We start from the raw sequence: 23,938 nt of genomic DNA, 5'->3' as shown, positions 1-23,938 counted from the left end.
TTGAGGCTGATTTGCAAGCCGGGATTGGGTTATTGGCAGATAATGTAATTACAGCTCTTGCCGTGGCATCCGATATCGAGATGGAAGTGAGACTTGTGATTTGGGTCTGCATCGGGGCCGAGAACGGTGGTGAACCTTTTACAGGCAGCCTTGTGTATGGCGGACAGGAAGCTTCCGCTCTGCGTGTTGCGCGCCCAATCCTTTTCAACTGAAATCTCAGTACCGTCACTTAATCGGAAGGCCACAATATCAATGGCTTTGCCAAGCGCATGTTCGGAGAGCTTTCCATCTGGAAGATTGTTTCGTCGGCGACACTGATAACCAGGGCCTGTGAGAAACTCGGACACTGGATTCCCGAACTGTGCTTGTGCAATGGGCAAGACATCTTCAATCACCCACGCTGTAAGTGACGTCGCAAAACCGCATGATAGCGTGGCTTTCATCGGGAAAGTCACTTCGGCATCCTCGCCACGTAACCCAGAAAGGTTGACAGGTACGGTGATCCCGCAATCCTCATCAGCTTGATCCCCTTGCATGGGAGCAAGTTGTTCAAAAGTAGCACCCGGAATATCGCAAGTTGCCGGTGTGGAGGATTCGCCCGCAGAAGCTTTTCTGCCACTGTCGTCAGGTCCTGCCAAAAGCTCTTCCGGAAGAGTAGTTGGTTTGATCGCCGGCACATCAACCCCCTCGATGAATTGCGAATTACCGAGGCCTGGAAGCGGCTTTTCCTGTGGCAATGGAGGATTTGCGTAAACATCTAAAGGCAGCAGGCAACACAACGCGAGAGCAGTACAAATCCACACGACGTTTAAGTGCATTCCCAACTCCGCACATTGTACTTGCCAGCGACCCTCATGATTGATCAACGCTTGTCCTGCGTCTATGGTTGCATGACCCCAAAAGTGGATGGCTCCCCATGACATTAGAACTCTTTTTCGCCTATGTGATTGCCACATTGATCGTCCTCGCCATCCCGGGTCCGACGATCATGCTTGTTGTCAGCTATGCTTTGACCCAGGGACGCAAGTCTGCGGTTGCCAGCGTATTGGGTGTTGGCTTGGGGGACGCGACAGCAGCAGCTGCGTCGCTGATGGGTCTCGGTGCCATTCTGGCGACGTCTGCAACAGCATTCACCGTGCTCAAATGGGTAGGGGCGATCTACCTGGTCTGGCTTGGTCTGAAAATGTGGAGAAGCCGGCCAACTGCACTTGGGCCGCATCAGGTTGCCGATGTTCCCCCCAGAAAAATATTCTGGCATGCATATGTGGTCACAGCGCTCAATCCAAAAGGCATTGTTTTCTTTATGGCTTTCCTGCCACACTTCATCGCACCTCACGCCCCAGTTGTCCCGCAGCTCGCACTTTTGGGAACGACCTTCGTCGCATTGGGTGTTTTGAATGCAGCTGTTTACGCCTATGCAGCAGCAGCCCTCGGACAAAAACTGAGAAGTCCTTCCCTGCTTAGACTGGTAAACAAGGTGGGCGGCGCATTCCTGATCTCCGCTGCGGCGATGACGGCAACATTGCAGAGATCTGCGAACTGAAAAAATCAGCGACTTGATGCGAAGGGAATGTTCTTTTTTGACCGTACGGCTTCCGCTTCGGTTTTTTCTTCTTCAGTTTTCAAACCGAAATTAGCACCGGATTGCTTCAAGGTTTCAAGTGATCTGCGAGCGCCATCTTCACTAAGCGCTGCATAACGCTGGATGGCGGCATTCAGCTCCAATCCGCCAATGCGCAACCGCCTGGCCCTCATCGTGAGAATATCCTTGTAGGCTTCGGCTGTAACGCCGTTCGCCTTGCAAAGAATTATCAATGGCTTGTCGCTTGCGCTGAACAAGAGCTGGGATACCGCACTGGGCGGCAGATTGCTTACCTTGGCAAGCAACATACCCAGCTCCGCTGTTCGATCCGAACGGGCGAACAAGGTCACGGCATCATCGATTTTGGTCTTCTTGCTCACCACGTCACGGATCAATGCGTTGGATTGTTCACGTGCCTCTTCAAGCTTGTGCGCACGAGCGGCCACTTCGGTAGCGGCACGTTCAGCCAGGAGCTGAACAAGCGTGCTGTCGGCACCGAGTGCACTGACCCTTTCTTTCAACTCTTCCGTCAAGAAAGGCAGCAAGGCATGAGCAGCTGCATCCGGCAAGTCGGTGCGGTTGATCAAGGCAGCCTGGATTGCTTCACTCGATCGGGCTTTTTCCACCAATTTCAGGAAGGATGCATCAGCGAACTCTGCACCCTGGTTTTCAGCGACTTTACTTAAAACCGCCGTATCCCCCCGATCCACCAATACAGTGGTAACTGCCTTGTCGACGGTTTCACGCCCGGCAATTGCCCCCAGATGCTCCATCGACGCAGAACATGCGATCTCAACCAGGTCTTCTGAGGTGAGTGCAGGTGAGTTTTCCAGAACCGGGCCGGCAACCGGAAATTCATCCTGTGCCAGCTTCACCATCAGTTCACGAGGAGCATCTTTCTCCTTGCAAACTCGTTTGGACAGAATGATCCTGGTTTCTTCCTCCAGCTGTCCGAGAACTTTGAGAACGATGTCGCCAAATAGCAGGCTGATCTGCTCGTCACGGTCGTCACCGGAGTTCACGAACAGGTCCGTCAGCATGCTGACCAGGCTTTTGCGCCCTCCAGCACTTGTGTCCCTCGCCAGATCAGCAAGTTTTGCAAGATTGATCATCGACACTCCGGCGCGACAGTCGCGTAAGCCTCGACATTATCAGCAGGCCCTTAACATTAAGCTACCGTTGATCGCCGCATAAACTGGAGAAACGGCCAGCAGCAGGAAGGCCTCTCCACAAATAATTCGACGCGCCAAATAAATATTTGCAACCCTCGATCGCATCTCCAGGACAAATTAGTTCTGTTTTTTTCGCAAAAGGCAGTGAACGTTTCCAATCAAGGCTTTACTTAATGCTTCCTCAACAAACACAACCCTGGAATGCAATTCTCCGCTGCGCTGCAGCATCTTTTTTGCTTCGCTTCGGCATTATGCTGACTTAGTATCACCCCGTCAGAAAGAGGTAATCGGGAGCGGACATATGACCCTTGTACGGAACCTGAACATGATTGCCTTCCTAGCAGCCTTTGCGTTTTTGGCTGCAATTGTAGTTGGTGCAATCTGAACCAAACGGCAAGAAATCAAAGAAAACGAGCTGCGCCGAGCAGACAGCAGGACAATTCAACAAACAATTTTAGATTCCCGGCGTAGTCGGCTGCACCAGAAGGTGCAGCCGCCGAAGACGCTGTGCTGATTCCAGAATTGATCGCTCGTACGGGTGTCCAGGGTGAGAAATAGCACCCGAACGTACTGGAGACTGGGCAATTGACGCAGCTGCCAAGACACAACCAAAAATTTCACTTCGCAGGAAGCCTGTTGCATTCCGCAATTTCAAACGCTGGTATATCAGGCCTAAACACAGGTTCCGCTCATGCGGCCAGCTCAATCGTTTGAGCCAGTGCTGCGTCACGGTTTTCCGGTTCGATCATCAATTGATCTGCCGCGATCATTGTCACATCGGAGATGCCGATAAAGCCAAGAATATGCTTCAGGTAGTTTCCGGCAAAGTCGATCTCTGATCCTATTTTGGTTCCACCAGAGGCAATGATGACGTAAGCCTTTTTACCCTGAAGCAGACCGACAGGTCCGTTCTCAGTGTACTGAAACGTCTCTCTTGCTCGCGCGATCATATCAACCCAGGCTTTTAGCGTAGCCGGAATAGAAAAGTTGTAAACAGGCGTCCCAATTACGATGGTGTCTGCCTCCTTCAATTCTCCAACAAGCGTGTCGGACAGAGCAAGCACCATTTTTTGTTCTGCACTCCGTGCAGCAGGATCTGTAAAAGTCGCGCCAATCCACTCTTCGCTCAGGAACGGTACCCCTTGGGAAACATCGCGAGTAAGGACTTTTGCATCTGGTGATTTTGCCAGCAAACGAGTCACGAAGGTCTGCCCAAGGTCACGCGTCACTGAACCGGCGGTACGTGCTGAGGCATTGACATGCAGAATTGATTTCAACGGTGAGGACATCTTGATCTCCAAAGTTTCAAAACCGGCATCGGCGTTTGTTCGTTAATTGGAGATAGTTTTGATATTTTCGAATAACTAGCATTAAAATGGTGAACAGTATGTCAAGTTAACGAACAATGCCTTTTTGAGAATTCAAGCCCCCCATCTAATTCCCGACAGAAGCTTGTAGAGGCCAGCCAGCGCCAACGCCCCCACAACTGTGTTGATCACCTTGCCTTTGACGCTGGACGTTCCTTTTCGCAGATCACGCAGAAAGTGCATGTCTTTCTGCGCTTCGATGGTGTTCTCGATATCGACGCCGAGCGCCTTGAGCACTTCTTGAGCAGCCTCCCGGCCGCCTTCTTTGCCACCTTCACGGGCAATTTCCCGCATCTGATCTTCGTTCATTGCACGCCCCCTGCGTAGCCCTGTTTGATTTCGTCGAACCACCGGCTGCACCGCAACACGCGGGCATTGGCACGGCCATCATCCCGGCCAAAATCCGGATTGGCATTCAGATAACGCCACCTGCCATGATCTTCACCGGGCGGACCAATTCCGCAAGCCGCAACGCCCCCCGTGCGGCACCGTTGCAATGCGGGCCGGCGCAATAGGTCACGAACAGTGTCTCCTCCGGCCACCTGGCCATCTTGGAACGGATGATCTTGCCGTGGGGAAGGTTGATCGCGCCAGGCACATGGCCTTTTTCGAACAGCGCCGGACTGCGCACATCCAGCAACACAAAGCCAGGCTCGCCCTGAAGGGCGTCGTGCACATCCCAGCAATCGGCCTCGAAGGTAAATTCAGCGGCAAAATGTTCCCTGGCGAGATCGCTCGGCGCGGCCGGAACAGCGGTGACATTGTTGGTCATGAAGGTCTCCTTTCCCGCTGTTTGTCGCCGTCTGAACGCCGATTGGCAATTGGCGCGATTGACTATATACGTAAACATCATGACAAAAGACACAGTCCCTGAAACCGCTGCCCCCTCCGCCCCGGAAGGCCCGCTTGTTGTCGCTCTTCTCTACGACGGGCTTTGCACGTTCGAGTTCGGTATCGTCGCGGAGATATTCGGTCTGGCCCGCCCCGAATTCGGCACCGACTGGTACCGCTTCGCCAGTTGCCCGGTCGAGGAAGGCCCCTTACGCGCCCATGGCGGCCTGACACTCGTGCCAGACCATGGCCCGGAACGCATAGCCGAGGCGGACATCATCGTGGTGCCCGGCTGGAAAGGGGCGGATTGCCCGGTTCCCCAAGCGCTTACCGAACGGCTTTGCGAGGCACACAGCCGGGGCGCGAGGCTCGTGTCCATCTGTTCCGGTGCGTTCGTACTGGCAGCCACCGGTCTGCTCGACGGTCGCTCCGCCACCACCCATTGGCGCTACGCGGACAAGCTGCGCGAACGGCGTCCCGCCGTCACCGTCGACGAGGCCTCGCTCTATCGTCAGGAAAACCGGATCTACACGTCTGCGGGCAGCGCCGCCGGCATCGATCTGATGATCGAGATCATCCGCCAGGATTACGGGGCCGACAAGGCCAACTCCGTTGCGCGCCGCCTCGTCGTTCCCGCCCACCGCACCGGTGACCAGGCTCAGTTCCTGGAACGCCCCGTCGCTCATCGCGGGGGCAGCGAAATCGCACCTGTTCTGGAGCGGGTCAGGCGGGCGCTGCAGACGGCCTGGACCATTGAAACCATGGCAGCCCTCTGCCGCCTCAGCCCGCGCACCTTCCAGCGCCGCTTCACCGAAGCAACGGGGCTGACACCGGGCGAGTGGCTGGTTCAAGAGCGTCTGGAGGCCGCCAAGGAGATCCTCAGCCGGGGCGACGACGACATGGAAACGATCGCGGCCCGCGTCGGCTTCGGCAGCGCCCACGCGCTCCGCCACCACTTCCGCAAGAAACTCGGCCTGCGCCCGACCGACTACCGCATCCGCTTCGCTGCCCGCACTGTCTAAATGTGGTATGAAATCTAGACTGTCTGCAGATACTTCTGCAGCTTCTCGCGCTGCGGATAATCGGCCAGAAAGTTGTCCGAGTTCACCTGAAACATGCCGTCCACGGTCACTACCGTGCCGCCCGGTTTAAAATGCGCCGCGCAGAAAAACGGCAAGCCGGGCTTCTTCAGGTCCCACTGCAGAAAACCGCCGCCCATCGGATATTGATCGCGAGGGGCCATATGTTCGTCATGCCGGATCGTGGGCATGACCTTCACCAGCCGCTTCGGCCCGGTCACGGTTGCAAGGCTCAGGGCGCGGGTCTGCAGATCGCGGTATCCCGCAGCGCCGCGGTCCGCCAGAATGCCGTCATGCACGGTTGCGCGCCGCCTGTCCGCCTCCTGCGTTTCCTCCGGCAGGCCATACCGCCCGCCTGATCGCAAGGTCGTGCCCTGAAACTCGAACACTTCCGGCAGCGGCAAGTGCTTGAGGACCAGCAGCTTGAAACCCTGGTCCAGGCGGCCCTTGTGATAACCGATGTTTTCCTCGGTCCTGCGATAGTCGGACAGAACGATGGCATTCAGTTGAGAGATATTGCCTGCGAAATGTTTCGTCATCTGCCCGACAGGCAGATCGTCCTTGGATGAAGACAAGGCTGAGCCTCCAGATAAAAACGTCAAAATAGCAATGGCCGGACGCTACCAGCCTTCCCGGTTTCGAACAACGCTCATGGCCGCTTGTCCCCCCTTACCCAGGCATAGACATAAAAGTCCTCGCCGCCCCGGCCATAGGCGCTCAGCCGCCCTTCCCGTGTTGCGCCCAGCGCCTCGATCCAGCCATGGGCAATGTCATGATTTTCCAGCGTAATCACCTGCAGCCGCCGGCAATCCCGTTCCACAATCTGCCGGATATCCAGCAAGTGCCGTGTGATCGCCGGCACACATCGGTGGAATCGGTCCGTGCCGAAGGCCCAGGCCTGCCAGTGGTCCGGATCGAAGGCGGACGCCCGGCTGAAGCCATAGGCCGCCGCCGGCTGGCCGTCGTACCAGAGCGACCACACCATGCCCGGCACCGCCGTCTGCAACGCGCAGGCCGCCAGCGCCCTTGTGTCCCATTCCTTCCACAGACAGGCGATCTCGCGCAGGTCCTGATCGCGCATGTTGGCAGCGATGAAGCTGGCGTCCCGCAGGCAAAGGTCGCGGATCAGAAACCGTCCAGCGGGTCGCCCAGTGGCGCCATCCGGCTTTCGGCCCCGGTTCTCAGAACCTTCTTCAGCTCCGCTTTCTGTTTCCATCCCAATGCCTCGACAATCGCATCCGCCTCGTCCGGGGAAGAGCCCAGCCGTTCCTTGATCTCTTCCTTGCTCTCAATCAGGATTTTCCCGTTTCGCATCTTCCATCGATGCGCCGTCAACTGCGCCTTCACCGTTGCCGATCGCCGGATTGCCAGCCCAAGCCCGCTCTTGGGGTGCAAGGCCTCGCGCAATCGCCAATAGAGTTCGGCGCGCAAATTGTAGAACGGGATCCTGCTGTCCTTCGCACTCTCGCCCGACTGGGCGGAGAAGACGCATTTTTCGACCGGAATATTGTTTTCCCGCTTCAGGAACCCAACCGTATCGCCGCCCCAGCCACCCGTGCAGTCCACCACGATCATCGCATTGTCGCGCCGCTCGCGGATGATCAGCGAACCGACATCCGCACCATCCTTCGTGTCGGTGCCCTTGCGCACGATGTTGGTTTCAAAGCGCCGGCCATGCAGCGGCTGCAGCACCGTCCGGTCCTTGCCGCCCTGGGCAACATCCACCGCCAGCACTGTCATCGGTTCGTCCCGATCGATGCCCTGGTCGTATCGCTCGAAGGCAAGGTCCACCCAGTCGGACGGGATCACCTGCCACTCGTGGTCCTGCCGGGCCGCCAGAAAGTCTCCGGTCTTCAGCGCCGTGCGCATCGGCTCCGGCATCTGGTCGAGCTGGGCATCGTAGTCCGTTCCCAGAAAGCGGTTGTCCTGCCGCCGTGCGGGAATGAAGGTCCGGCTCTTTGGGGTGCGGACTTCGCCTTCGATCTCCACCGGCTCCGGCCCGTCCACCCACACCGTGCGAATGGCATCGCCGTCGTCAATGAAAACCGCCCAAAGGATCTCGCCCGGCTGCACCTTGCCGTAGAGCGGATGCAGCGGATCGAGCCAGGGCGCGAACCAGTCGCTCAGGTAGTCCCCCTGCCCGCCCAGCGGCGGATTGGTGGCAATCAAACCGCGGCAACGCTGGCCCCGTCGCGTCGTGCGCAGCCAACCGAGCACGAAGATGATCTTGCGCGGGTCCATCTGCGCGCCCTCGTCGAAGGCTTTCAGGTCATGGTCGCGCCCCTGCCAGTCCTCTTCCGCCCCCGGCAGCCCCAGGTGGCCGAATTCGATCAGCCGCTCGTCGGGCCCAGTCCACCTTGGCGGATTGCCGGAAATCTTGCCCATGCCCGCCTGGCGCATCAGTGCGTTCATGCGTTCGCTCAAGCCCTTCAGGGACTTGAGCGACTGACGGAAAATCGCTGCCTTGTGGTGGGCAAACAGCGCCAGCCCGGCAATCAGGTCCGTCTTGCCGCCGCCCGCCGCGCCGCCGTAAAGCGTCAGATCGGCTTCGGAGAAATACCCCTCCGTCTGCGGTCCGGCCTGCGGCCGCCAGACGGTGAACTGGTCCAGAACGCCCGCCTCATCCAGTTGCTTCTGCAGGGCAACCCGTTCGTCCGCGGGCATGCGGTCGATATGGTCAATCAGCGTTTCGAGGGCCGTCGCCATCCTTTGGCGTATCCTTTCCGGTCAGCAATGCCATCACGCCCAGAGCGATTTCCTCCGAGCTGCGCGGTTTCAAGGTCTCGAGTGTCTTGCTGTCTTCCGGCCCGCTCCAGACCGGCCAGGCGTCCGGCTCCGTTCGGTCTCGCCAGCCGGCGCGGTTCTTCATGGCAAAGGTCCAGGCGCTGGCGTTGAATTTCGCCAGCTCTCCGCTGGCGCCGTCCTTGCCGATCCGCTCCCACTCCAGAAGGCCGCGCCGGGCGGCTTCCTCCAGCCTTGCGGGTGGAAAGTCCTCGGGAAACTGTTCGGCGTAATAGCGGATCGTCCGGCGGTCGGCGTCCGGGAAACTGTCGATCGAATATCCGGCGGCAATATGCGCGCAAAACTCCGCGCACACCTTCCGGCGCGCTCTGGCTGTCGGCCACTTCAGCGCGCTGCCACCCCCTTCTGGCAAAGTCATGGGTCGCACTTTCCTGCAAGTCGTCTGGAGGTCAGTTCAAGACACGGTCCGCAGCTTCCCCACCGCCGGTCCTTGGCCCCGGCGCTCGAAGCACCAGATGCAAAAGCCTGCGCCTTGCTGAAATTGTCTTTGGTTTTGGGAAGAAGCGTAAAACCGGTACCAGGCCTCTTGGGCACACTGATCCACGGTAAAATAAGGAAGCCCCTTTTTGCCCGGTTTTGTCGAAGCTGTCCACGTCGCCCCAATGTCTGAAGCCACTGTTTAGACCGCATTTTTCAAAATCACTCTTGCAAACAGGAACTTGGTGACTGCCTCCGTTGTGCGCATCGGAACATTTTTTTCGGCCCTTCCTGCCCCACCCGCAACTGCCTTCACGCGCTTGTCTTTTCGATTGCTCAGACATCGTTTTTCTCTCGCCGCCCCCCTCAACCTGCTTTCAATCTCTCCCGATTTTTCAATGCACCGCTTGACTCGTGTCTCAAAATCTAATTAGTTCGGTGACAGAACGAACTAATGGAGCGTAGCCTTGGCAGACCCCTCGAACATCTCCAGACGCATGTCCTTGAGTGCCATCGTCCAGGCGATTGCCAGCTACAGCCCGATCTCCCGGGCGAGCGTCTCCAAGATCACCGGCCTGTCGAAACAGACGGTTTCGGAAATCGTCGGCAATCTGGAAGAAGAAGGCTGGGTGCGCACGGTTGGACAGACCGAAGGCCATATCGGCCGCCGTGCCGTGGTTTATGAAATCGTGCCGGATGCGGCATCCGTTGCCAGCGTCGATCTCGGCGGCACCAAGATCCGTGTTGCCATTTGCAACCTGACCGGGGCCGTCGTCTCGGAGCTGGTGGAGCCGACCGACAGGCAGGGCGGCATTGCCGTCGTCAATCAGGTCGCGGACCTCATCCGCCGGGCAGCGACCGAAGCCAGCCCCTCGCTCAAGCTGCCTCGTGTCGCCGTCATTGGCGTACCAGGCGCTCCGGACCCGGCTACCGGCCACATCCGCATGGCCCCGAACATCCCCGGCATCGGCGACATCGACGCCCCTGGTCTTTGGCGCGAGATCCTCGGCATCGAGGTCTTTATCGAAAACGACGTCAACCTTGCTGCCCTGGGAGAACACTGGCTCACCAAACGCGGCGACAAGGACGACCTGATCTACGTCTCCATCGGCACCGGTATCGGTGCAGGCATCGTCATCGGTGGCCAGCTCCACCGGGGCATGAACGGCGCTGCCGGTGAAATCGGCTACCTGCCCTTCGGCGCTGATCCGTTCGAACCGGAAAGCCTGGAAGTCGGTGCCCTGGAACGTGTCGCCGCCACCCACGCCATCACCGATCTCTATAAAAGCAAGACCGGCAGAACACTGGACGTGCCGGACATCTTCGACGCCGCAAACACAGGCGACACTGCCGCCACAGAAACGCTGGAAGAGATCGCCCGCCAGGTCGCCCGCGTCATGGCAGCGCTGGCAGCGGTCATGGACCCGTCCTGCATCGTCATCGGCGGTTCCATCGGCACGCGGGATGAGCTTTTTGGCAACGTTCGCAAGTTCGTCTCCAGATGCTTCCCCCGCCCTGTCCTGATCGAGAAGTCGACCCTCGGCAATCACGCAGCCCTTGCCGGCGGTGCCTCCGTCGCCCTCTCCCGTCTGCACCTGTCGCTTTTCACCGAAGGCCTCAAGGGCGTTGAAATCGCCGTTCCGCCGCCGTCCATCGAAACCTTCAAGAAGGGAGCGGCCTGATGGTTTCCTCAAACCTGCATGAAAAGCTGCTGACCACGCAGGACCGGGACGCCGACATCGACCTGCTTCGCGGCGCACTGTCGATTGACAGCGTCACCGGCAACGAAACCGGCTTTGCCACCTTCCTGAAGTCGCAAATGGAAACGCTCGGTCTTGAAACCGGCTCCGGCGAATTCCTGCCCGGCCGCCTCAACGTCTGGGGCCAGCACCAGCCGGTCACCGGTGACGATGCCCCGCGCCTCCTCTTCGTCGGCCACACCGACACCGTGCATGTGCGCGGCTGGCAGGAAGCCTGGCAGGGCAAGCCGCAGGAAAGCCCCTTCGGCGGCGCCTTGATAGACGGTGAGATCTGGGGCCGCGGCGCCTGTGATCTCAAGGGTGGCATCTGCGCCGCACTTGGCGGCCTCAGGCTCTTGCAGAAGGCAGGCTACCGTCCCGCCGGCGGCCTCTCCTTCGCTTTCATCGGCGATGAGGAAAGCGGCGAACCGGGCACCGGCGTCAGTGCCGGCGCACACGATCTCGTCAAAAGGGTCAAGGACGGCACCATCGCAAAGCCGGATTTCGCGGTCTATGTCGAACCGACCAGGCTGGATGTCTACACGGCCCAGATCGGTTTCTTCATTGCCGATATCACCATAACCGGCAAATCCGCCTATTTCGGCACGCCGGAGCTGGGCGTCGATGCCCTTAAGGCAACCCACGCAATTCTGGGCAACCTCTGGCAACATGAGGCGGAACTGGCAGCAGGACCGAAGCACGATCTGGTCGGCGCTTCCTCCATCCTCGTCACGCATATCAATGGCGGCGGCTATATTGCCGTTCCGGGCGAGTGCAAGCTCTCCCTGATCCGCAAGCTCCGCCCCGGCGAGAACCTGGATGAGGCGGTCGCCGCCTTTGAAGCGGTCGTCCGGTCGGCGCCAGTGGCCGACGGCATCGGCATCGGGATTGCGTACCCCGCCGGCCGTGATCACCGCTTCGGTGGCTCACCCGTCGAGATCTCCCGCGAAACCCCCGCCGCCCTGCAGCTGTCCCGCTGCGTCGAGGTTGCCACGAATGGCCAGAACCTTTCCGGCGGTGCCATCGGCGGTGCGCCTTACTGGTCGGAATCTCCCTTTCTTGTCAACGAGATCGGTTGTCCCGCGGTCTACTGCGCACCTGGGGACATCAGCGTCGCACACACATTCGAAGAGCGCATCGAGGTGGAAAGCTATCTGGCAGCCGTCAGGGCTTTCGCGCTGTTCGTGGCCGACTATTGCGGCCTGGAAGAAGAAGCAGACTGAACCAAACATAACAGAGGGTTAGAAATGAAACTGCTAGTCAAACATCTGGCGACATCCGCCCTTCTCGGGCTGATGTCCGTCTCCGCCATGGCCCAGACGGTCGGTCCCAAGGGCGAAGCGGCAACGCTTTCCGCCGAGGTGACGGTTCCCGACGATGCCGTCGCCGCCATCAAGGACGCAAAGTACAAGGCCGCCCTGCTCTGGCACGACCAATCCGATTTCGTGAACGCGGTTTCAGCCGGTGCAACGGACGAGTTCAAGCGCCTCGGCATCGAGGTTGTCGCAACCACCAGCGCCGGCTTTGATGCCGCCAAGCAGCGCAGCGACGTTGAAACGGCCATGGCCAAGGAACCCAACATCATCCTGTCGCTACCGCTTGACCCGGTCACATCCGCCGCCGCCTTCAAGGAAGCCCGCGATGCCGGTGTTTCCCTGGTGTTCCTGTCCAACCTGCCCGCCGATTATGAGCACCCACGCGATTATGCGGCCATCGTGACCGACGATCTCTATCAGATGGGCAAACAGGCTGCCGACGCGCTCGCCAGCGCCATGGGCGGCAAGGGCACCGTCGGCTGGATTTTCCACGACGCCGACTATTACGTGACCAACCAGCGTGACAACGCCTTCAAGTCGACTATCGAAAACGACTATCCGGACATCAAGATCGTTGCAGAACAAGGCATCAGCGACCCGGCTCGCGCCGAGGAAATCGCCAACGCCATGCTGCTCAAGAACCCGGATCTCGGCGGCATCTATGTGACCTGGGCCGGCCCGGCCGAAGGTGTGCTCGCAGCCCTGCGTGCCAACGGCAACAAGGACACCAAGATCGTCACGCTCGATCTGTCCGAGCCGGTAGCTCTCGACATGGTCCGCGGCGGCAACGTCGCAGCCATTGTTGCGGACGAAGCCTATGAACTCGGCCGCGCCATGGCAGCTGCCGCAGCCCTGCGCCTCGTCGACAAGGACGTTCCGCCCTTCATCGCGGCACCGGCCATCACCGTGACTGCAGACAACGTTGCCGAAGGCTGGAAGAAGTCCCTCAACATCGACCCGCCGGCAAGCGTTACCTCCGCGAATTGACCCGGCATTCCGGCAGGCTGCCCCATCACAGCCTGCCGGCCAACAGGTCCTCACAACAATTCTAAAAACCCGCACGGACCTCCGAGAAGCAACACCGTCTTTCCGACGGTTAATACCGAACCTTACGGAGAAGTCGCATGTTCAAGTTACAGACACTCCTGGCGTCGACACTGCTGGTCGGCATGACCGCCTTGGCCTCGGCTGCTGACCGCCCGCAAACGGTTGGCCCGAAGGGCGAAGCCCCGACCCCGGTCGCAACGCTCGAACTGACCGATGCCGAAGTCGCGAAAGTTGCCGAAGGCAACTACACGGCCGCCTTTGCCTGGCACGAGCTCTACGATTGGTCCAACGCGGTCGCACGCGGCGCCAAGGACGAGTTCGAACGGCTCGGCATCAAGGTCGTTGCCGAGACCGACGCCGGCTTTGACTCTGCCCGCCAGAAGTCCGACGTCGAGACGATCATGGCCAACCAGCCGTCGATCATCGTATCCCTGCCGATCGACCCCACCACAGCACAGACCGTTTACGGCATCGCCCGCGATGCCGGCGTGAAGCTTGTCTTCGTCGACAACGCCGTCGACGGCTTCACCCATGGCAAGGACTATGTCACCGTCGTCTCCGCCGACCTGGTTCAGATCGGCGAAAAGGCCGCCCGGGCACTCGCTGCGTCCATGGGCGAGACGGGTACGGTCGGCTACATGTTCCACGATGCGGATTTCCCGGTCACCAACCAGCGTGACCAGGCGTTCAAATGGACCATCGAAAACGAGTTTCCGAACATGGAAATCGCCATCGAGTCCGGCATGACCGATCCCGCAAACGCCGAAGACATCGCCCGGGCGATGCTGTCGCGGAACCCGGATCTCGGCGGCATCTATACGCCGTGGGCAGAACCAGCCCTTGGCGTCCTCTCGGTTCTGCGCCAGCAGGGCAACGACACCACCAGGGTGGTCACCATCGACCTCAACGAGCCGGTTGCCCTCGACATGCTGAAGGGTGGCAACACCGCGGCGATCATCGCGGACGAAGCCTACAGCATCGGCGTCTACGCGGCCCGGTCCGCTGCAGCCAGCCTTCTCGGCAAGTCCGTCGATCCGTTCCTGGTGGTCGACGCCATCACGGTTGGTACGGATAATGTCACCGAAGGCTGGAACAAGTCCATGAAGATGGATCCGCCCGAAAGCGTTGCCGAAGCAGCCAAGTAAATCCCTTTCCGTGCAGGCCGCGCCTTGCGGCCTGCCGTCACCTACCTCTTCGAACTTGAGGCAATCCATGACCCAGGCGGTTTCGAGACTAAGACAACTCGATTACAAGCAAGGCGTGATCTATTTCGGGTTTCTCGGAATCTTTCTTTTCTTTGCTCTCACCCTTCACGACGTCGGCTTCCTGTCGCCCCGCAACCTGACCAACATCGTTCTGCAGACCGCACCGGCAACGATCATGGCGATCGGTCTGGTCTTCGCGCTGTCCGCCGGGGAAATCGACCTCAGCTTCGGCTCAGTCGTTGCCGTCTCGGCGCTCGCCGCAGCGCTTGCCCTGCAAAGCTACCCGCTGGTCGTCGGCGTCATCGCCGGCATCGGCGCCGGTGCCTTGATCGGCGCCATGAACGGCGTCCTTGTCGCCTATCTGCGCCTGCCGTCCTTCCTGGTGACGCTGGCCACCATGGGCCTCTTCGCCGGCATCGCCCGCTCCATGACGGACCTGCGCTCGATCCCGGTCCTCAACGACACCTTCGCAGGCATCTTCGGCTCCGGCAGCCTGTTTTCCATCCCCTCACTGGTCATCTGGACCATCGCTGCCGTCGTCATCGGCCATATCGTCTACCGTAACACCCGCTTTGGCGCCCATGTGGTGGCAACGGGCGACAATCCCCGCGCCGCCCAGGTTTCCGGCATCAAGGTTCCGCGCATCCGCCTCAGCGTGCTGACGCTGTGCGGCGCCATGGCCGGGCTTGCCGGCCTGCTCTACGCCGGCCGCCTTCAGGCTGCCAAATACACGCTCGGCGAAAGCGACCTGATGACGGTCATCGCAGCCGTCATCGTCGGGGGCACCGCCCTCAACGGCGGCAAGGGCTCCGTCATTGGCGCCCTGCTCGGCTCGCTGCTGATGGGCATGCTCAACAACGGACTGATCCTGATGGGGCTCGATGTCTCCGACCAGATGATCGTCCGCGGTCTCATCATTCTCGTCGCAGTCGCCGTCTCCCTGCGCGACACCAGCCGGTAACCTGGAGGACCACGATGTTTCTCGACGTTCTCATGCGCCGCAATCCGGCCTTCATCGAAGCCGCCATGGCGCTGCATCAGGCCGGCAAGATCCCTGCCAATGCCTATGTTCTCGATCTGGACGCGGTCGAACGCAACGCTCGACTTTTCAAGGGCGAGGCCGACAAGCACGGCCTGAAAACCTTCGCCATGACCAAACAGGTCGGACGCCATTCCGGTTTCTGCCAGGCGGTCATGCGCGGCGGCATCGAAAGATCCGTTGCCGTCGACATGGCCTGCGCTCTCGCCTGCGACCGTGCCGGCCTCAAGACCGGGCATCTCGGCCACCTGGTCCAGGTTCCGAGGCAGGAAGCCGCTTTTGCCGCTGCGAAACTGCAACCGGATTACTGGACGGTCTTCTCGGCTGAGAAAGCACAGGAAGCCGCCGCTGCCGCCAAAGCCGCCGGTCGGACACAGAATCTTCTCGCCCGGATCCAGACAGAGGGCGACACGTTCTATCGTGGCCATGAAGGCGGCTTTGACGCGCAAGACATTGTCGCCGTAGCAGCCGAACTCGATGCCCTGGAAGGTGGAGCCTTTGCCGGCATCACGACCTTCCCCGCCCTGCTTTTCGATCTGGAAACGCGCAAGGTCAAACCGACACCAAACCTGTCGACCCTCGCCCGTGCCGCCGAAGCACTGGCAAGCGCAGGTCGCGGCCGTATCGAGATCAACGCTCCTGGCACCACGTCCTCCGCAGTGCTCGGCGCCCTTGCCGAAGCCGGTGCCACCCAGTGCGAACCGGGCAACGGTCTCCACGGCACGACACCTCTTCATGCAGTGGAAGACCTGCCGGAAGATCCTGCCGTGCTCTATCTCTCGGAAGTCTCACACTACCACGGTGGCAAGGCCTACTGCTTCGGTGGTGGCCTCTACATCGATCCGGTCTTCCCGAAGTACCCGGTCAAGGCCCTCGTCTCTTCGGAGCCGACGTCCCGCCAGTCTGATCTGCTTGAGGTCGAAATACCCGACTATTCCGCGATCGACTATTACGCGATGATCGACGCCACCTCGCCCAAACCCGTGCGCGCCGGTGACACGGTGGTCTTCGGCTTCCGCGGTCAGGCCTTCGTCACACGGGCGCTTGTCGTCGGCATTTCCGGTGTCAGCGCTGGCACGCCTGCCGTCACCACAATCGAAAATGGCTTCGGAGATGCCGTCTCCTGGCCGGGAGCGTTCCAGCAATGACCGCCGACAATCCCGTTCTGTCCCTGAAGAACATCCACAAGGCGTTCGGTGGCGTGGTCGCTATCGAGAACTTCTCACTCGACCTTCACGCGGGAGAGATCGTTGCTCTTGTCGGCGACAACGGCGCCGGCAAGTCGACGCTGGTCAAGATCATCTCCGGCGTCCATAAGCCAACCTCGGGTGACATCCTGCTGGACGGCACGCCGGCATCTTTCTCAGACGCCAGCTCGGCCCGCAGTCTCGGCATCGAGGTCGTCTACCAGGACCTCGCCCTTGCCGACCAGCAGCCGGTCTACATGAACATGTTCCTCGGCCGCGAACTGACCAAGCCGCCCTTCGGGCTGCTCGACAAGAAGCGCATGCGCCGGGAATGCCAGGAGCTGGTCGACGAACTCGATGTCCGCATCCCCTCCGCCGGCTCTGTCATTCGAGATCTCAGTGGCGGCCAGCGGCAGGGCATTGCCATCGCGCGGGCCACCCACTGGGCCAGCAAGCTGGTTCTGCTGGACGAACCGACGGCGGCCCTGGGCGTCGCGGAAACGGCCAAGGTCGAACAGCTGGTCGCATCGCTGAAGGAAAAGAACCTCGCCATCCTGATCATCAGCCACAGTCTGGATCAGGTCTTCCGCCTCTCCGACCGCATCTGCGTCCTGCGCCGCGGTCAGCAGATCGGCGTTCGCAAGACCAGCGAGACAGACAAGAACGAAATCGTCTCCATGATTACCGGCGTTTCCGGCCAGGCAGCCTGAACCTTCAGCCAGAACAATCAGCCTCCGGCAACTGCCGGAGGCTGGTCTGTTCACATCAGAACGGAATGGTGACGTTAAGCGTCGCACCATACGAGCGGAAGTCAGACGTCCCGATCCCGTCGTAAAAGCCCTCCCCGGAAATCTGGATGTTACGGCCGGGCACCAGCAGGCCCGCGCCAGCTTCCACACGTGCCCGCAGATCTTCATCGGAAGAGGCAAGCGTCGCATCCGTCGGGGTATCGTCCTGCAACTTGTTGAAGTCGTAGATCCCGGAGAGCGACAGGAACGGCGAGAACAGCAGCTCGTTCAACTGCAGGTCCCAGGAGACCTTTGGTCCGAACTCGAGCCGCCCCAGATCGAAATCCTGTGACGGGATCAGCCGCCCCAATGTGTCCGTGTAGCTTTCCTGTTCTTCGTAGTAATAGGTGATGCGGGCAAATGGACTGACCCTGGTCGTTTCACTGAGCTTGAAGTCGCCAGTCAAACCGCCCTGCAACAGAAACCGCTGCGTTCTGAAATCATCTTCGAAAAGCCCAAGCGCGTTCACGGTGTTGTAGGACTGGCCATACGTCGCCAGACCATCCAGGTAGAAATTCTGATGAACCCGGAGAACAGCATAAGGGCCAGCCATCCAGCCGACGCCGTCGGCGGAGGTATCTGCGGCACCGTTTCTTTCCTCGGTCAGGTCGAGCTGCCCCAACAAGCCCAGGACGGCCCGGTCCTTGTAGCGATAGTCGACCCCGGCAAAAAACAGCCCGGTCTTGCTGTTGCTGCTGTTGTTGTCGGTAATTGCATACGTTCCCTGGGCCCAGAAGTCCCATCCCGACTGCCACTCGGCACTGCCCTCGCCGCCTGAAGGTGCATCTCCGTTGGTGCCGCTCAGGATCGCGAGGGTATCATCCTGCATCACCTGCGGACCGACGGCCGTGTAACTCATCGTGCCGGAGGAGGTGAAATTGTCGAAGACCGCGTACCGTTCCGGCTCGGCATTCGCAGCGCGAACGCCGCTCCCGGCTCCTGCCATTGCCGCACTGTTTCCTGTGCCACCACCTTGTTGAAGCGAATTGGCAAAGGCGCGCAGGGAGAACTGGAAGTTTCCGGACTGCGAGGTGGGCGTAACGTCGAAATTGAACCCGTTGCGGCCACGCTGCCGCCCAAAGGGGCCGCTGGTCAGGCGCGAGACGATATCAGGCTGTCCGGACACGATCGCATTGGCCCGGCTTGTCACGAAGGAGGCAATCACTTCCTTTGTTTTCTGGATATCGGCCGATGCGTCCCGGTCATTGGTGAGAGAGAAGCTGACGCTGCTCAGCCCCGTGGCACTCGCCGTCACCGAATATGGCGTGAGAGCACCACCGCCGTTATAGGACGAGGCAACCGCGTTTGCGGTCATGACGGAACTGGTCGCCGTTCCGTCCGCAGCCGTGGTCACCGTTTCCGTGTTGGTTCCCGTGCTCGCAAAAGTCAGTGACGCGCCACCGGCCGGTGCAGTGAATGTTACAGTGACACCTGCAGCAGCGTTGTTGTTGACGTCTGTCGCTCTCGCGACGAGAACTGCCTCGAACCGGGTTCCGACTTCGGAACTTTGCCCGGACCCCGACACGACCGACAGCGCCGCCGCCGCCCCGCTTGCCGTCCCGCTCACCGATACGTTGAAGGGGTTTTCGTCCGCATCGTCATTGGCGAAGTTGAAGTCGAACCCGAACGCTCCAGGCGCTGTTGGCGTATAGGCCACAGCCAGCGTCGCCGTTCCACCACCGCTGCTTACGGTGTTGGAACTCAATGTGAAGCTGTTGACTGTAACGTTGCTTGTGCCGGTAACATTCGCACCAACCGTTGGAGTTGTGAGGTTGAGGACGGCCGACCCGGTGTTCGTGATCGTGTAAGTGATGGTCGACGTTGTTCCCGGCATGACAATTCCGGGAACGGTGTCTGTCCCCCCGTCCGATACGGCATTGCCTGTCGACGATGAAACCTCGATTTCCGGACTGCCAATCGCAGTACCGCTCACCAGGATGTCATACGTGGGTTCGTCGGCGTCATCGCTGAGAATATCGAGTTCGAACGAAAAATTGCCAATTGCAGTAGGCGTGTAGAGAACAGTGAAGGTGGTCGATGCACCACCCGCGAGCGTTGTGAGCCCCGGCGCGGAGATTGAATCGACCGAAACATTGCTTGCCGAGGCACTGGTTGGCGTTCCGGTCAGGGTGAGCGTCGCGGTACCCGTGTTTTCGATCGTGTAGACCAGTGTTTGCTGGTCTCCCACGTTTACTGTTCCCTGAGCATCCGTTCCGTTATCCGCAATAGAGTTTCCTGCGGGACGCTGCACGTCGATTTCAGGAGTAGCAACCGTCAGAGTGCTTGAAGACGTTCCGGAGTTTCCAAGGCTGGAGGTCAGGTCTCCAGTTGTGTTCGCGAAGGAACCATCTGTGGAGCCGGTAACGTCCGCGCTCAAGGAACAGCTGCCCCCGGCCGCAACGGTGCCTCCGGTGTAGGAAATCACACCAGAACCTGTCGTCGCCGTTATCGTTCCCCCGGTGCAGGTGGTTGAGGCGTTTGCAGGCGAGGCAACTGTCAATCCTGCGGGGAGATTGTCGGTGAAATCCAGCGAGGTCGCGGCGACAGCGTTAGCGGAGTTGTTGATGACGAAGGAAACCGTCGAGGTTCCACCTGACAGAATGGTCGCCGGAGCAAAGGACTGCGTGAAACTCGGCGTGGACGTTCCAGTTCCCTGTACCCTGAATGTGTAGGTTCCCTCGTCGGCATCGTTGGAGTCAATCGTGATCGTCGACGTTTGGGTTCCAAGCGCATTGGGATCAAAAGTGACCGTGAACGTCACCGACCCCAGGGCGGCGATCGAACCGCTCGTCGTGCCCGACACCGCAAATTGCGTATTGTCCGAGGATGTCACGCTCGTCAGCGTCAACGTGTCAGTACCCGTGTTCTGGATCGTGAAGACATTCGCATTGGTTCCGCTGGACACTGAAACGCTACCGAAGTCGGTGTCGTCCGCAGCCGACGGCGACGTATCACCACTGGCGATACTAGTGCCGTTCCCCTGGACATTGATCTCCGGTGCCACACCCGTGCCTCCAACAGTAAACGTGTATGTTCCTTCGTCGGGATCGTTAGATTCAATCGTGATTGTCGACGTCTGCGTTCCCAGGGCATTGGGATCAAAAGTGACCGTGAACGTTGCAGACCCCAAGGCGGCGATCGAGCCGCTGGTCGTCCCGGATAATGCGAATTGCGTGTTGTCGGAAGATGTCACGCTCGTCAGCGTCAGCGCATCTGTTCCGGTGTTCTGGATCGTGAACGTATTTGCGTTGGATCCGCTCGCAACCGAAACGTTGCCGAAGTCGGTATCATCCGCTGCGGACGGCGTCGTATCGCCACTGACGATACTTGTCCCGTTCCCCTGAACGTTGATCTCCGGTGCGACGCCGTTTCCTTGAACCGTGAACGTGTAAGTATCTTCATTGGAAGCGTTTGAAACAATTGTAATTGTCGCAGTGTGGCTGCCTGAAGAAGTGGGGTCGAACGTCACTGTAAAAGTGCTAGATCCAGACGCAGAAATGGTCCCACTTGTTGTGCCGGTTATCGCAAACTGCGTGTTGTTCGAAGACGTCACGCTTGTCAGCGTTAGGGCAGAAGTTCCCGTGTTCTGGATCGTGAATGTGTTGGCATTGGAGCCTCCAACAACAAGAACATCGCCGAAATCGGTATCGTCCGCAGTAGACGGAGTCGTGTCGCCGCTGACAATACTTGTCCCGTTGCCTTGAACATTTATCTCCGCCGACCCGAGTGAGCCCCCGCCAGCAGACTGCGTATATGTGAACGAAAATGGCGTACCACCATGAGTACCGGAGACGACACAGCCTGCACTGCAATTGATGTTAACAAGCGACCCATTGTCTGCGTCAAGCGTTCCCTGTGGTGAACCGTTATTCACGGAAAACACCAGATCCCGAGGGTCGTTGCCACCGGAGCCGCCTGCACCGGGATCGAGAATGAAAAAATTGGCGTCTGCTCCGGAAACGAACTGAATCTGTATCAGATCGTCGCCTCCTGCGGATCCTGCGGCTCCAGTTTCAAGTGTACACTCGTCAACCGTCAAATTGAGCGTCAACGGATCAAATTCATCGTTATTCGCGGGACAGTCTGTGAAAGACGCTTGAGCGGACCCGGAAGAGAATAAAATCAGAAAAAGACAGGTCAGCAAAACCCCGTAAACAGCTCGCAAACCGGTACCGCCACAGCGCTTTGCAGCACCTGATGAAAGAGCCTGCAAGCAGAGAAACAAGTTCGTCATAGTGCCGAACCGTCACTTTTCATAACCACCCCCCGAGCTGGTTCTGCTTCCTTCAAGTCAGCAGGAACCATACGAAATCAAACACAACTATAACGTGATTTTTATCAAAACAATCTTTGGTTTAAATTCTACTACGCTCAAACTTAAATAGAATTCAAGCGCAAATCCGATCACATTTTTGACTGACCACATCTGCGTCAGGAAAAAGGAATCAATTCTGACAAATTCTAACTATGGTTGAAAGATTTGGTCAGAATTGATTTTAATCCTCTTTAAGGCGAATAATTCCCTTAAAAATTGCAGAATTTGGCAATCTTCAACACCATTTCCAGTAACGAACACTCAACAATTCAGGAACTGATTTCGGAGTTTTCTAATTGCATTTAGAAATATATGTATGTGAAGGTTGCAATGTAATTTGAGTCCAATTTCTCTTTCATACAACCTGTGATTCGCAAGAGCAGGAAATCCAGACAACATCTGCAAGACCGAAACTTCCTTCGGAAGCAACGGGAGGAAACATGTCAGAACCATTTCTCGCCGAAATACGGATTGTCGGCTTCAATTTCGCGCCACGCGGCTGGGCTTTTACCGACGGACAGATTTTGCCGATCAATCAGAACCAGTCGCTCTATTCGCTGTTGGGCACGACCTATGGAGGAGATGGGCGGACGACATTCGCCCTGCCCGACCTGCGCAGCCGGACGCCGATCCACGAGGGCGCCGGATATCAGCTCGGCCAGAAGGGGGGAGCGGAAACCGTCACACTCACGGCAGCTGAAATCCCGGAACATTCCCACCCGGTGAAAGCGGTCTCCACCGCAGGAAACAGCAGAACGCCCAACATGGCCCTGTTTGGATCCGAAATCGCACCGGACAAGGCCTATCGGCCTTACGAAGTCGGCACGATGACGCAGATGAGATCAGGGACCGTGACCAACGCAGGTGGCGGGCAGGCGCACAACAACATGCAGCCCTACCTGACGCTCAATTTCTGCATCGCCCTTCAAGGCCTGTTTCCGTCCCGCAACTAATCTCCGAAAGGACATAGAATGTCTGAACCTTTCGTCGGTGAAATCCGCATGTTTGCGGGTAATTTCGCACCGCGCGGCTGGGCCTACTGCGACGGTCAGCTGCTGGCAGTTTCCCAAAACGATGCCCTGTTTTCACTCCTTGGAACCATCTACGGCGGAGATGGCCGAACCACATTCGGTCTGCCGGACATGCGCGGACGAATTCCGCTGCACGCGGGCACCGGCCCCGGCCTCAGCCCGCGGCGGCTCGGCTCCAAAAGCGGGTCGGAAAAGGAAACGCTCACGGTCAACCAGCTTGCCAGTCACTCGCATGGCTTCAATGCCAACACTGGCCTGGCCGACCAGACGTCGCCGGCGACGCATGTTCCGGCAGCCGGCGCTGGCGTGAGCTTCTACGCCGATGCCAGTCAGGACATTTCCATGGGGCAAGACATGATTTCAAACACTGGCGGCTCCCAGTCGCACACGAACCTGATGCCGACAATATGCGTGCATTTCATCATTGCGCTCTACGGCGTTTACCCCAGCAGGCATTAGGAGGCGAACCATGTCGGAACCCTTTATCGCTGAAATCCGAATTTTCGCAGGCAATTTCGCCCCTCGAAGCTGGGCCTTTTGTGACGGCCAGCTCCTTCCCATCTCCCAGAACACGGCGTTGTTCTCTCTTATTGGAACGACCTACGGCGGCGATGGGCGCAGCACCATGGGTCTGCCGGATCTGCAGGGCCGTGCCCCGATGCATCCAGGCAGAGGCCCTGGCCTCACATCCCGCAGACTGGGGGAAAAGGTTGGTGTTACGACCGTCACCCTGACGGAAGCGCAGATCCCCTCACATTCTCATACGGCACGAGCAACCAGTGGCAGCGGCGGCGTTCCCGGCCCCTCGTCATCGACGTCCTTTTCCAGCTCCGGCCTGGATTCGCTTTACCACACGGACACTCAGACGAACCAGGTCGACATGGCCATGGAAACGCTGTCCGCCACCGGCGGTAGCCAGTCACACGACAATGTTCAGCCGTATCTGACGCTGAACTTCATTATTGCGCTCCAGGGGCTTTACCCCTCCCGCGGCTAACCAATGCAGGACGTTGCCGGACAG

The 23,938-nt window shown here is 59.0% G+C and carries 22 protein-coding genes; 12 read left to right on the top strand and 10 right to left on the bottom strand.

Translation table 11 applies throughout. The features are described from left to right. Positions 1–29 precede the first annotated feature (29 nt). A complete protein-coding gene (locus B0E33_RS20960; RefSeq protein ID WP_167579579.1) occupies positions 30–866 on the bottom strand; it encodes an extensin-like domain-containing protein in 837 nt (278 codons plus the stop codon). A gap of 50 nt (positions 867–916) precedes the next feature. On the opposite strand from B0E33_RS20960, the gene B0E33_RS20955 reads away from it, so the two are divergent. Then, the gene (locus tag B0E33_RS20955) at positions 917–1,543 is read left to right on the top strand and encodes a LysE family translocator (protein ID WP_023000451.1); all 627 of its coding nucleotides are present in this window, start codon (positions 917–919) and stop codon (positions 1,541–1,543) included. Positions 1,544–1,548: 5 nt separating this feature from the next. Here the strand turns inward: B0E33_RS20955 and B0E33_RS20950 are convergent, their stop codons facing one another. The 4 genes from B0E33_RS20950 to B0E33_RS20935 form a co-directional block, all read right to left on the bottom strand. Continuing rightward, complete coding sequence (locus tag B0E33_RS20950; protein ID WP_023000450.1) at positions 1,549–2,694, bottom strand: DUF2336 domain-containing protein; 1,146 nt, start codon at positions 2,692–2,694, stop codon at positions 1,549–1,551. 749 nt (positions 2,695–3,443) lie between these two features. Beyond that, positions 3,444–4,043 carry an FMN-dependent NADH-azoreductase gene (locus tag B0E33_RS20945; RefSeq protein ID WP_031269103.1) on the bottom strand — a complete coding sequence of 200 codons (600 nt, stop codon included), beginning with the start codon at positions 4,041–4,043 and terminating at the stop codon, positions 3,444–3,446. Between the two features lie 132 nt (positions 4,044–4,175). Beyond that, entirely contained in the window at positions 4,176–4,430 is a 255-nt protein-coding gene (locus tag B0E33_RS20940) for a hypothetical protein (protein WP_023000448.1), read from the bottom strand. Between the two features lie 106 nt (positions 4,431–4,536). Beyond that, entirely contained in the window at positions 4,537–4,893 is a 357-nt protein-coding gene (locus B0E33_RS20935; RefSeq protein WP_077292325.1) for a rhodanese-like domain-containing protein, read from the bottom strand. Positions 4,894–4,972: 79 nt separating this feature from the next. Here B0E33_RS20935 and ftrA point away from each other — a divergent pair, with 79 nt between their 5' ends. After that, a complete protein-coding gene (gene ftrA, locus B0E33_RS20930; RefSeq protein WP_077292324.1) occupies positions 4,973–5,974 on the top strand; it encodes a transcriptional regulator FtrA in 1,002 nt (333 codons plus the stop codon). A 14-nt stretch (positions 5,975–5,988) separates the two neighbouring features. Here ftrA and B0E33_RS20925 read toward each other — a convergent pair whose 3' ends face one another. From B0E33_RS20925 to B0E33_RS20910, 4 genes are all read right to left on the bottom strand, one after another. Then, complete coding sequence (locus tag B0E33_RS20925; protein ID WP_062488037.1) at positions 5,989–6,606, bottom strand: hypothetical protein; 618 nt, start codon at positions 6,604–6,606, stop codon at positions 5,989–5,991. Positions 6,607–6,680: 74 nt separating this feature from the next. After that, positions 6,681–7,112 (bottom strand): hypothetical protein, encoded by a 432-nt coding sequence (locus B0E33_RS20920; RefSeq protein WP_077292323.1) that lies wholly within the window; start codon positions 7,110–7,112, stop codon positions 6,681–6,683. A 44-nt stretch (positions 7,113–7,156) separates the two neighbouring features. Then, the gene (locus B0E33_RS20915) at positions 7,157–8,737 is read right to left on the bottom strand and encodes a terminase (RefSeq protein WP_156912457.1); all 1,581 of its coding nucleotides are present in this window, start codon (positions 8,735–8,737) and stop codon (positions 7,157–7,159) included. Continuing rightward, a complete protein-coding gene (locus tag B0E33_RS20910) occupies positions 8,709–9,191 on the bottom strand; it encodes a hypothetical protein (protein ID WP_077292321.1) in 483 nt (160 codons plus the stop codon). The genes B0E33_RS20915 and B0E33_RS20910 overlap by 29 nt, the downstream gene beginning before the upstream one ends. Positions 9,192–9,717: 526 nt before the next feature. On the opposite strand from B0E33_RS20910, the gene B0E33_RS20905 reads away from it, so the two are divergent. The 7 genes from B0E33_RS20905 (at position 9,718) to B0E33_RS20875 (ending at position 17,493) form a co-directional block, all read left to right on the top strand. Continuing rightward, entirely contained in the window at positions 9,718–10,932 is a 1,215-nt protein-coding gene (locus B0E33_RS20905; protein ID WP_077292320.1) for an ROK family transcriptional regulator, read from the top strand. Beyond that, the gene (locus B0E33_RS20900) at positions 10,932–12,212 is read left to right on the top strand and encodes a M20 family metallopeptidase (protein ID WP_077292319.1); all 1,281 of its coding nucleotides are present in this window, start codon (positions 10,932–10,934) and stop codon (positions 12,210–12,212) included. The genes B0E33_RS20905 and B0E33_RS20900 overlap by 1 nt, the downstream gene beginning before the upstream one ends. Before the next feature lie 24 nt (positions 12,213–12,236). Next, the gene (locus B0E33_RS20895) at positions 12,237–13,292 is read left to right on the top strand and encodes a substrate-binding domain-containing protein (RefSeq protein ID WP_077292318.1); all 1,056 of its coding nucleotides are present in this window, start codon (positions 12,237–12,239) and stop codon (positions 13,290–13,292) included. A gap of 137 nt (positions 13,293–13,429) precedes the next feature. Beyond that, entirely contained in the window at positions 13,430–14,497 is a 1,068-nt protein-coding gene (locus B0E33_RS20890; protein WP_055655587.1) for a substrate-binding domain-containing protein, read from the top strand. Positions 14,498–14,564: 67 nt separating this feature from the next. Further along, a complete protein-coding gene (locus B0E33_RS20885; RefSeq protein ID WP_031269094.1) occupies positions 14,565–15,518 on the top strand; it encodes an ABC transporter permease in 954 nt (317 codons plus the stop codon). A gap of 14 nt (positions 15,519–15,532) precedes the next feature. After that, positions 15,533–16,744, top strand: a complete 1,212-nt coding sequence (locus B0E33_RS20880) for an alanine racemase (RefSeq protein ID WP_077292317.1) — start codon at positions 15,533–15,535, stop codon at positions 16,742–16,744. Further along, a complete protein-coding gene (locus B0E33_RS20875) occupies positions 16,741–17,493 on the top strand; it encodes an ATP-binding cassette domain-containing protein (RefSeq protein ID WP_023000409.1) in 753 nt (250 codons plus the stop codon). The genes B0E33_RS20880 and B0E33_RS20875 overlap by 4 nt, the downstream gene beginning before the upstream one ends. A gap of 55 nt (positions 17,494–17,548) precedes the next feature. On the opposite strand, the gene B0E33_RS20870 is transcribed toward B0E33_RS20875, so the two are convergent. Further along, positions 17,549–21,805 (bottom strand): choice-of-anchor D domain-containing protein, encoded by a 4,257-nt coding sequence (locus B0E33_RS20870; RefSeq protein WP_077292316.1) that lies wholly within the window; start codon positions 21,803–21,805, stop codon positions 17,549–17,551. Positions 21,806–22,326: 521 nt separating this feature from the next. Here B0E33_RS20870 and B0E33_RS20865 point away from each other — a divergent pair. From B0E33_RS20865 to B0E33_RS20855, 3 genes are read left to right on the top strand one after another with little or no spacing between them, the layout of a single operon-like run. Continuing rightward, positions 22,327–22,839 (top strand): phage tail protein, encoded by a 513-nt coding sequence (locus B0E33_RS20865; protein WP_023000407.1) that lies wholly within the window; start codon positions 22,327–22,329, stop codon positions 22,837–22,839. Between the two features lie 18 nt (positions 22,840–22,857). Next, positions 22,858–23,376, top strand: coding sequence for a phage tail protein (locus tag B0E33_RS20860; RefSeq protein WP_077292315.1), 519 nt, complete (start codon positions 22,858–22,860; stop codon positions 23,374–23,376). Positions 23,377–23,386: 10 nt separating this feature from the next. Beyond that, positions 23,387–23,914 (top strand): phage tail protein, encoded by a 528-nt coding sequence (locus tag B0E33_RS20855; RefSeq protein WP_023000405.1) that lies wholly within the window; start codon positions 23,387–23,389, stop codon positions 23,912–23,914. The last annotated feature ends 24 nt before the right edge of the window (positions 23,915–23,938 follow it).

This window comes from Roseibium algicola (assembly GCF_001999245.1).
Classification (GTDB): Bacteria; Pseudomonadota; Alphaproteobacteria; order Rhizobiales; family Stappiaceae; genus Roseibium; species Roseibium algicola.
This window is presented reverse-complemented; position numbering and strand designations above follow the sequence as displayed.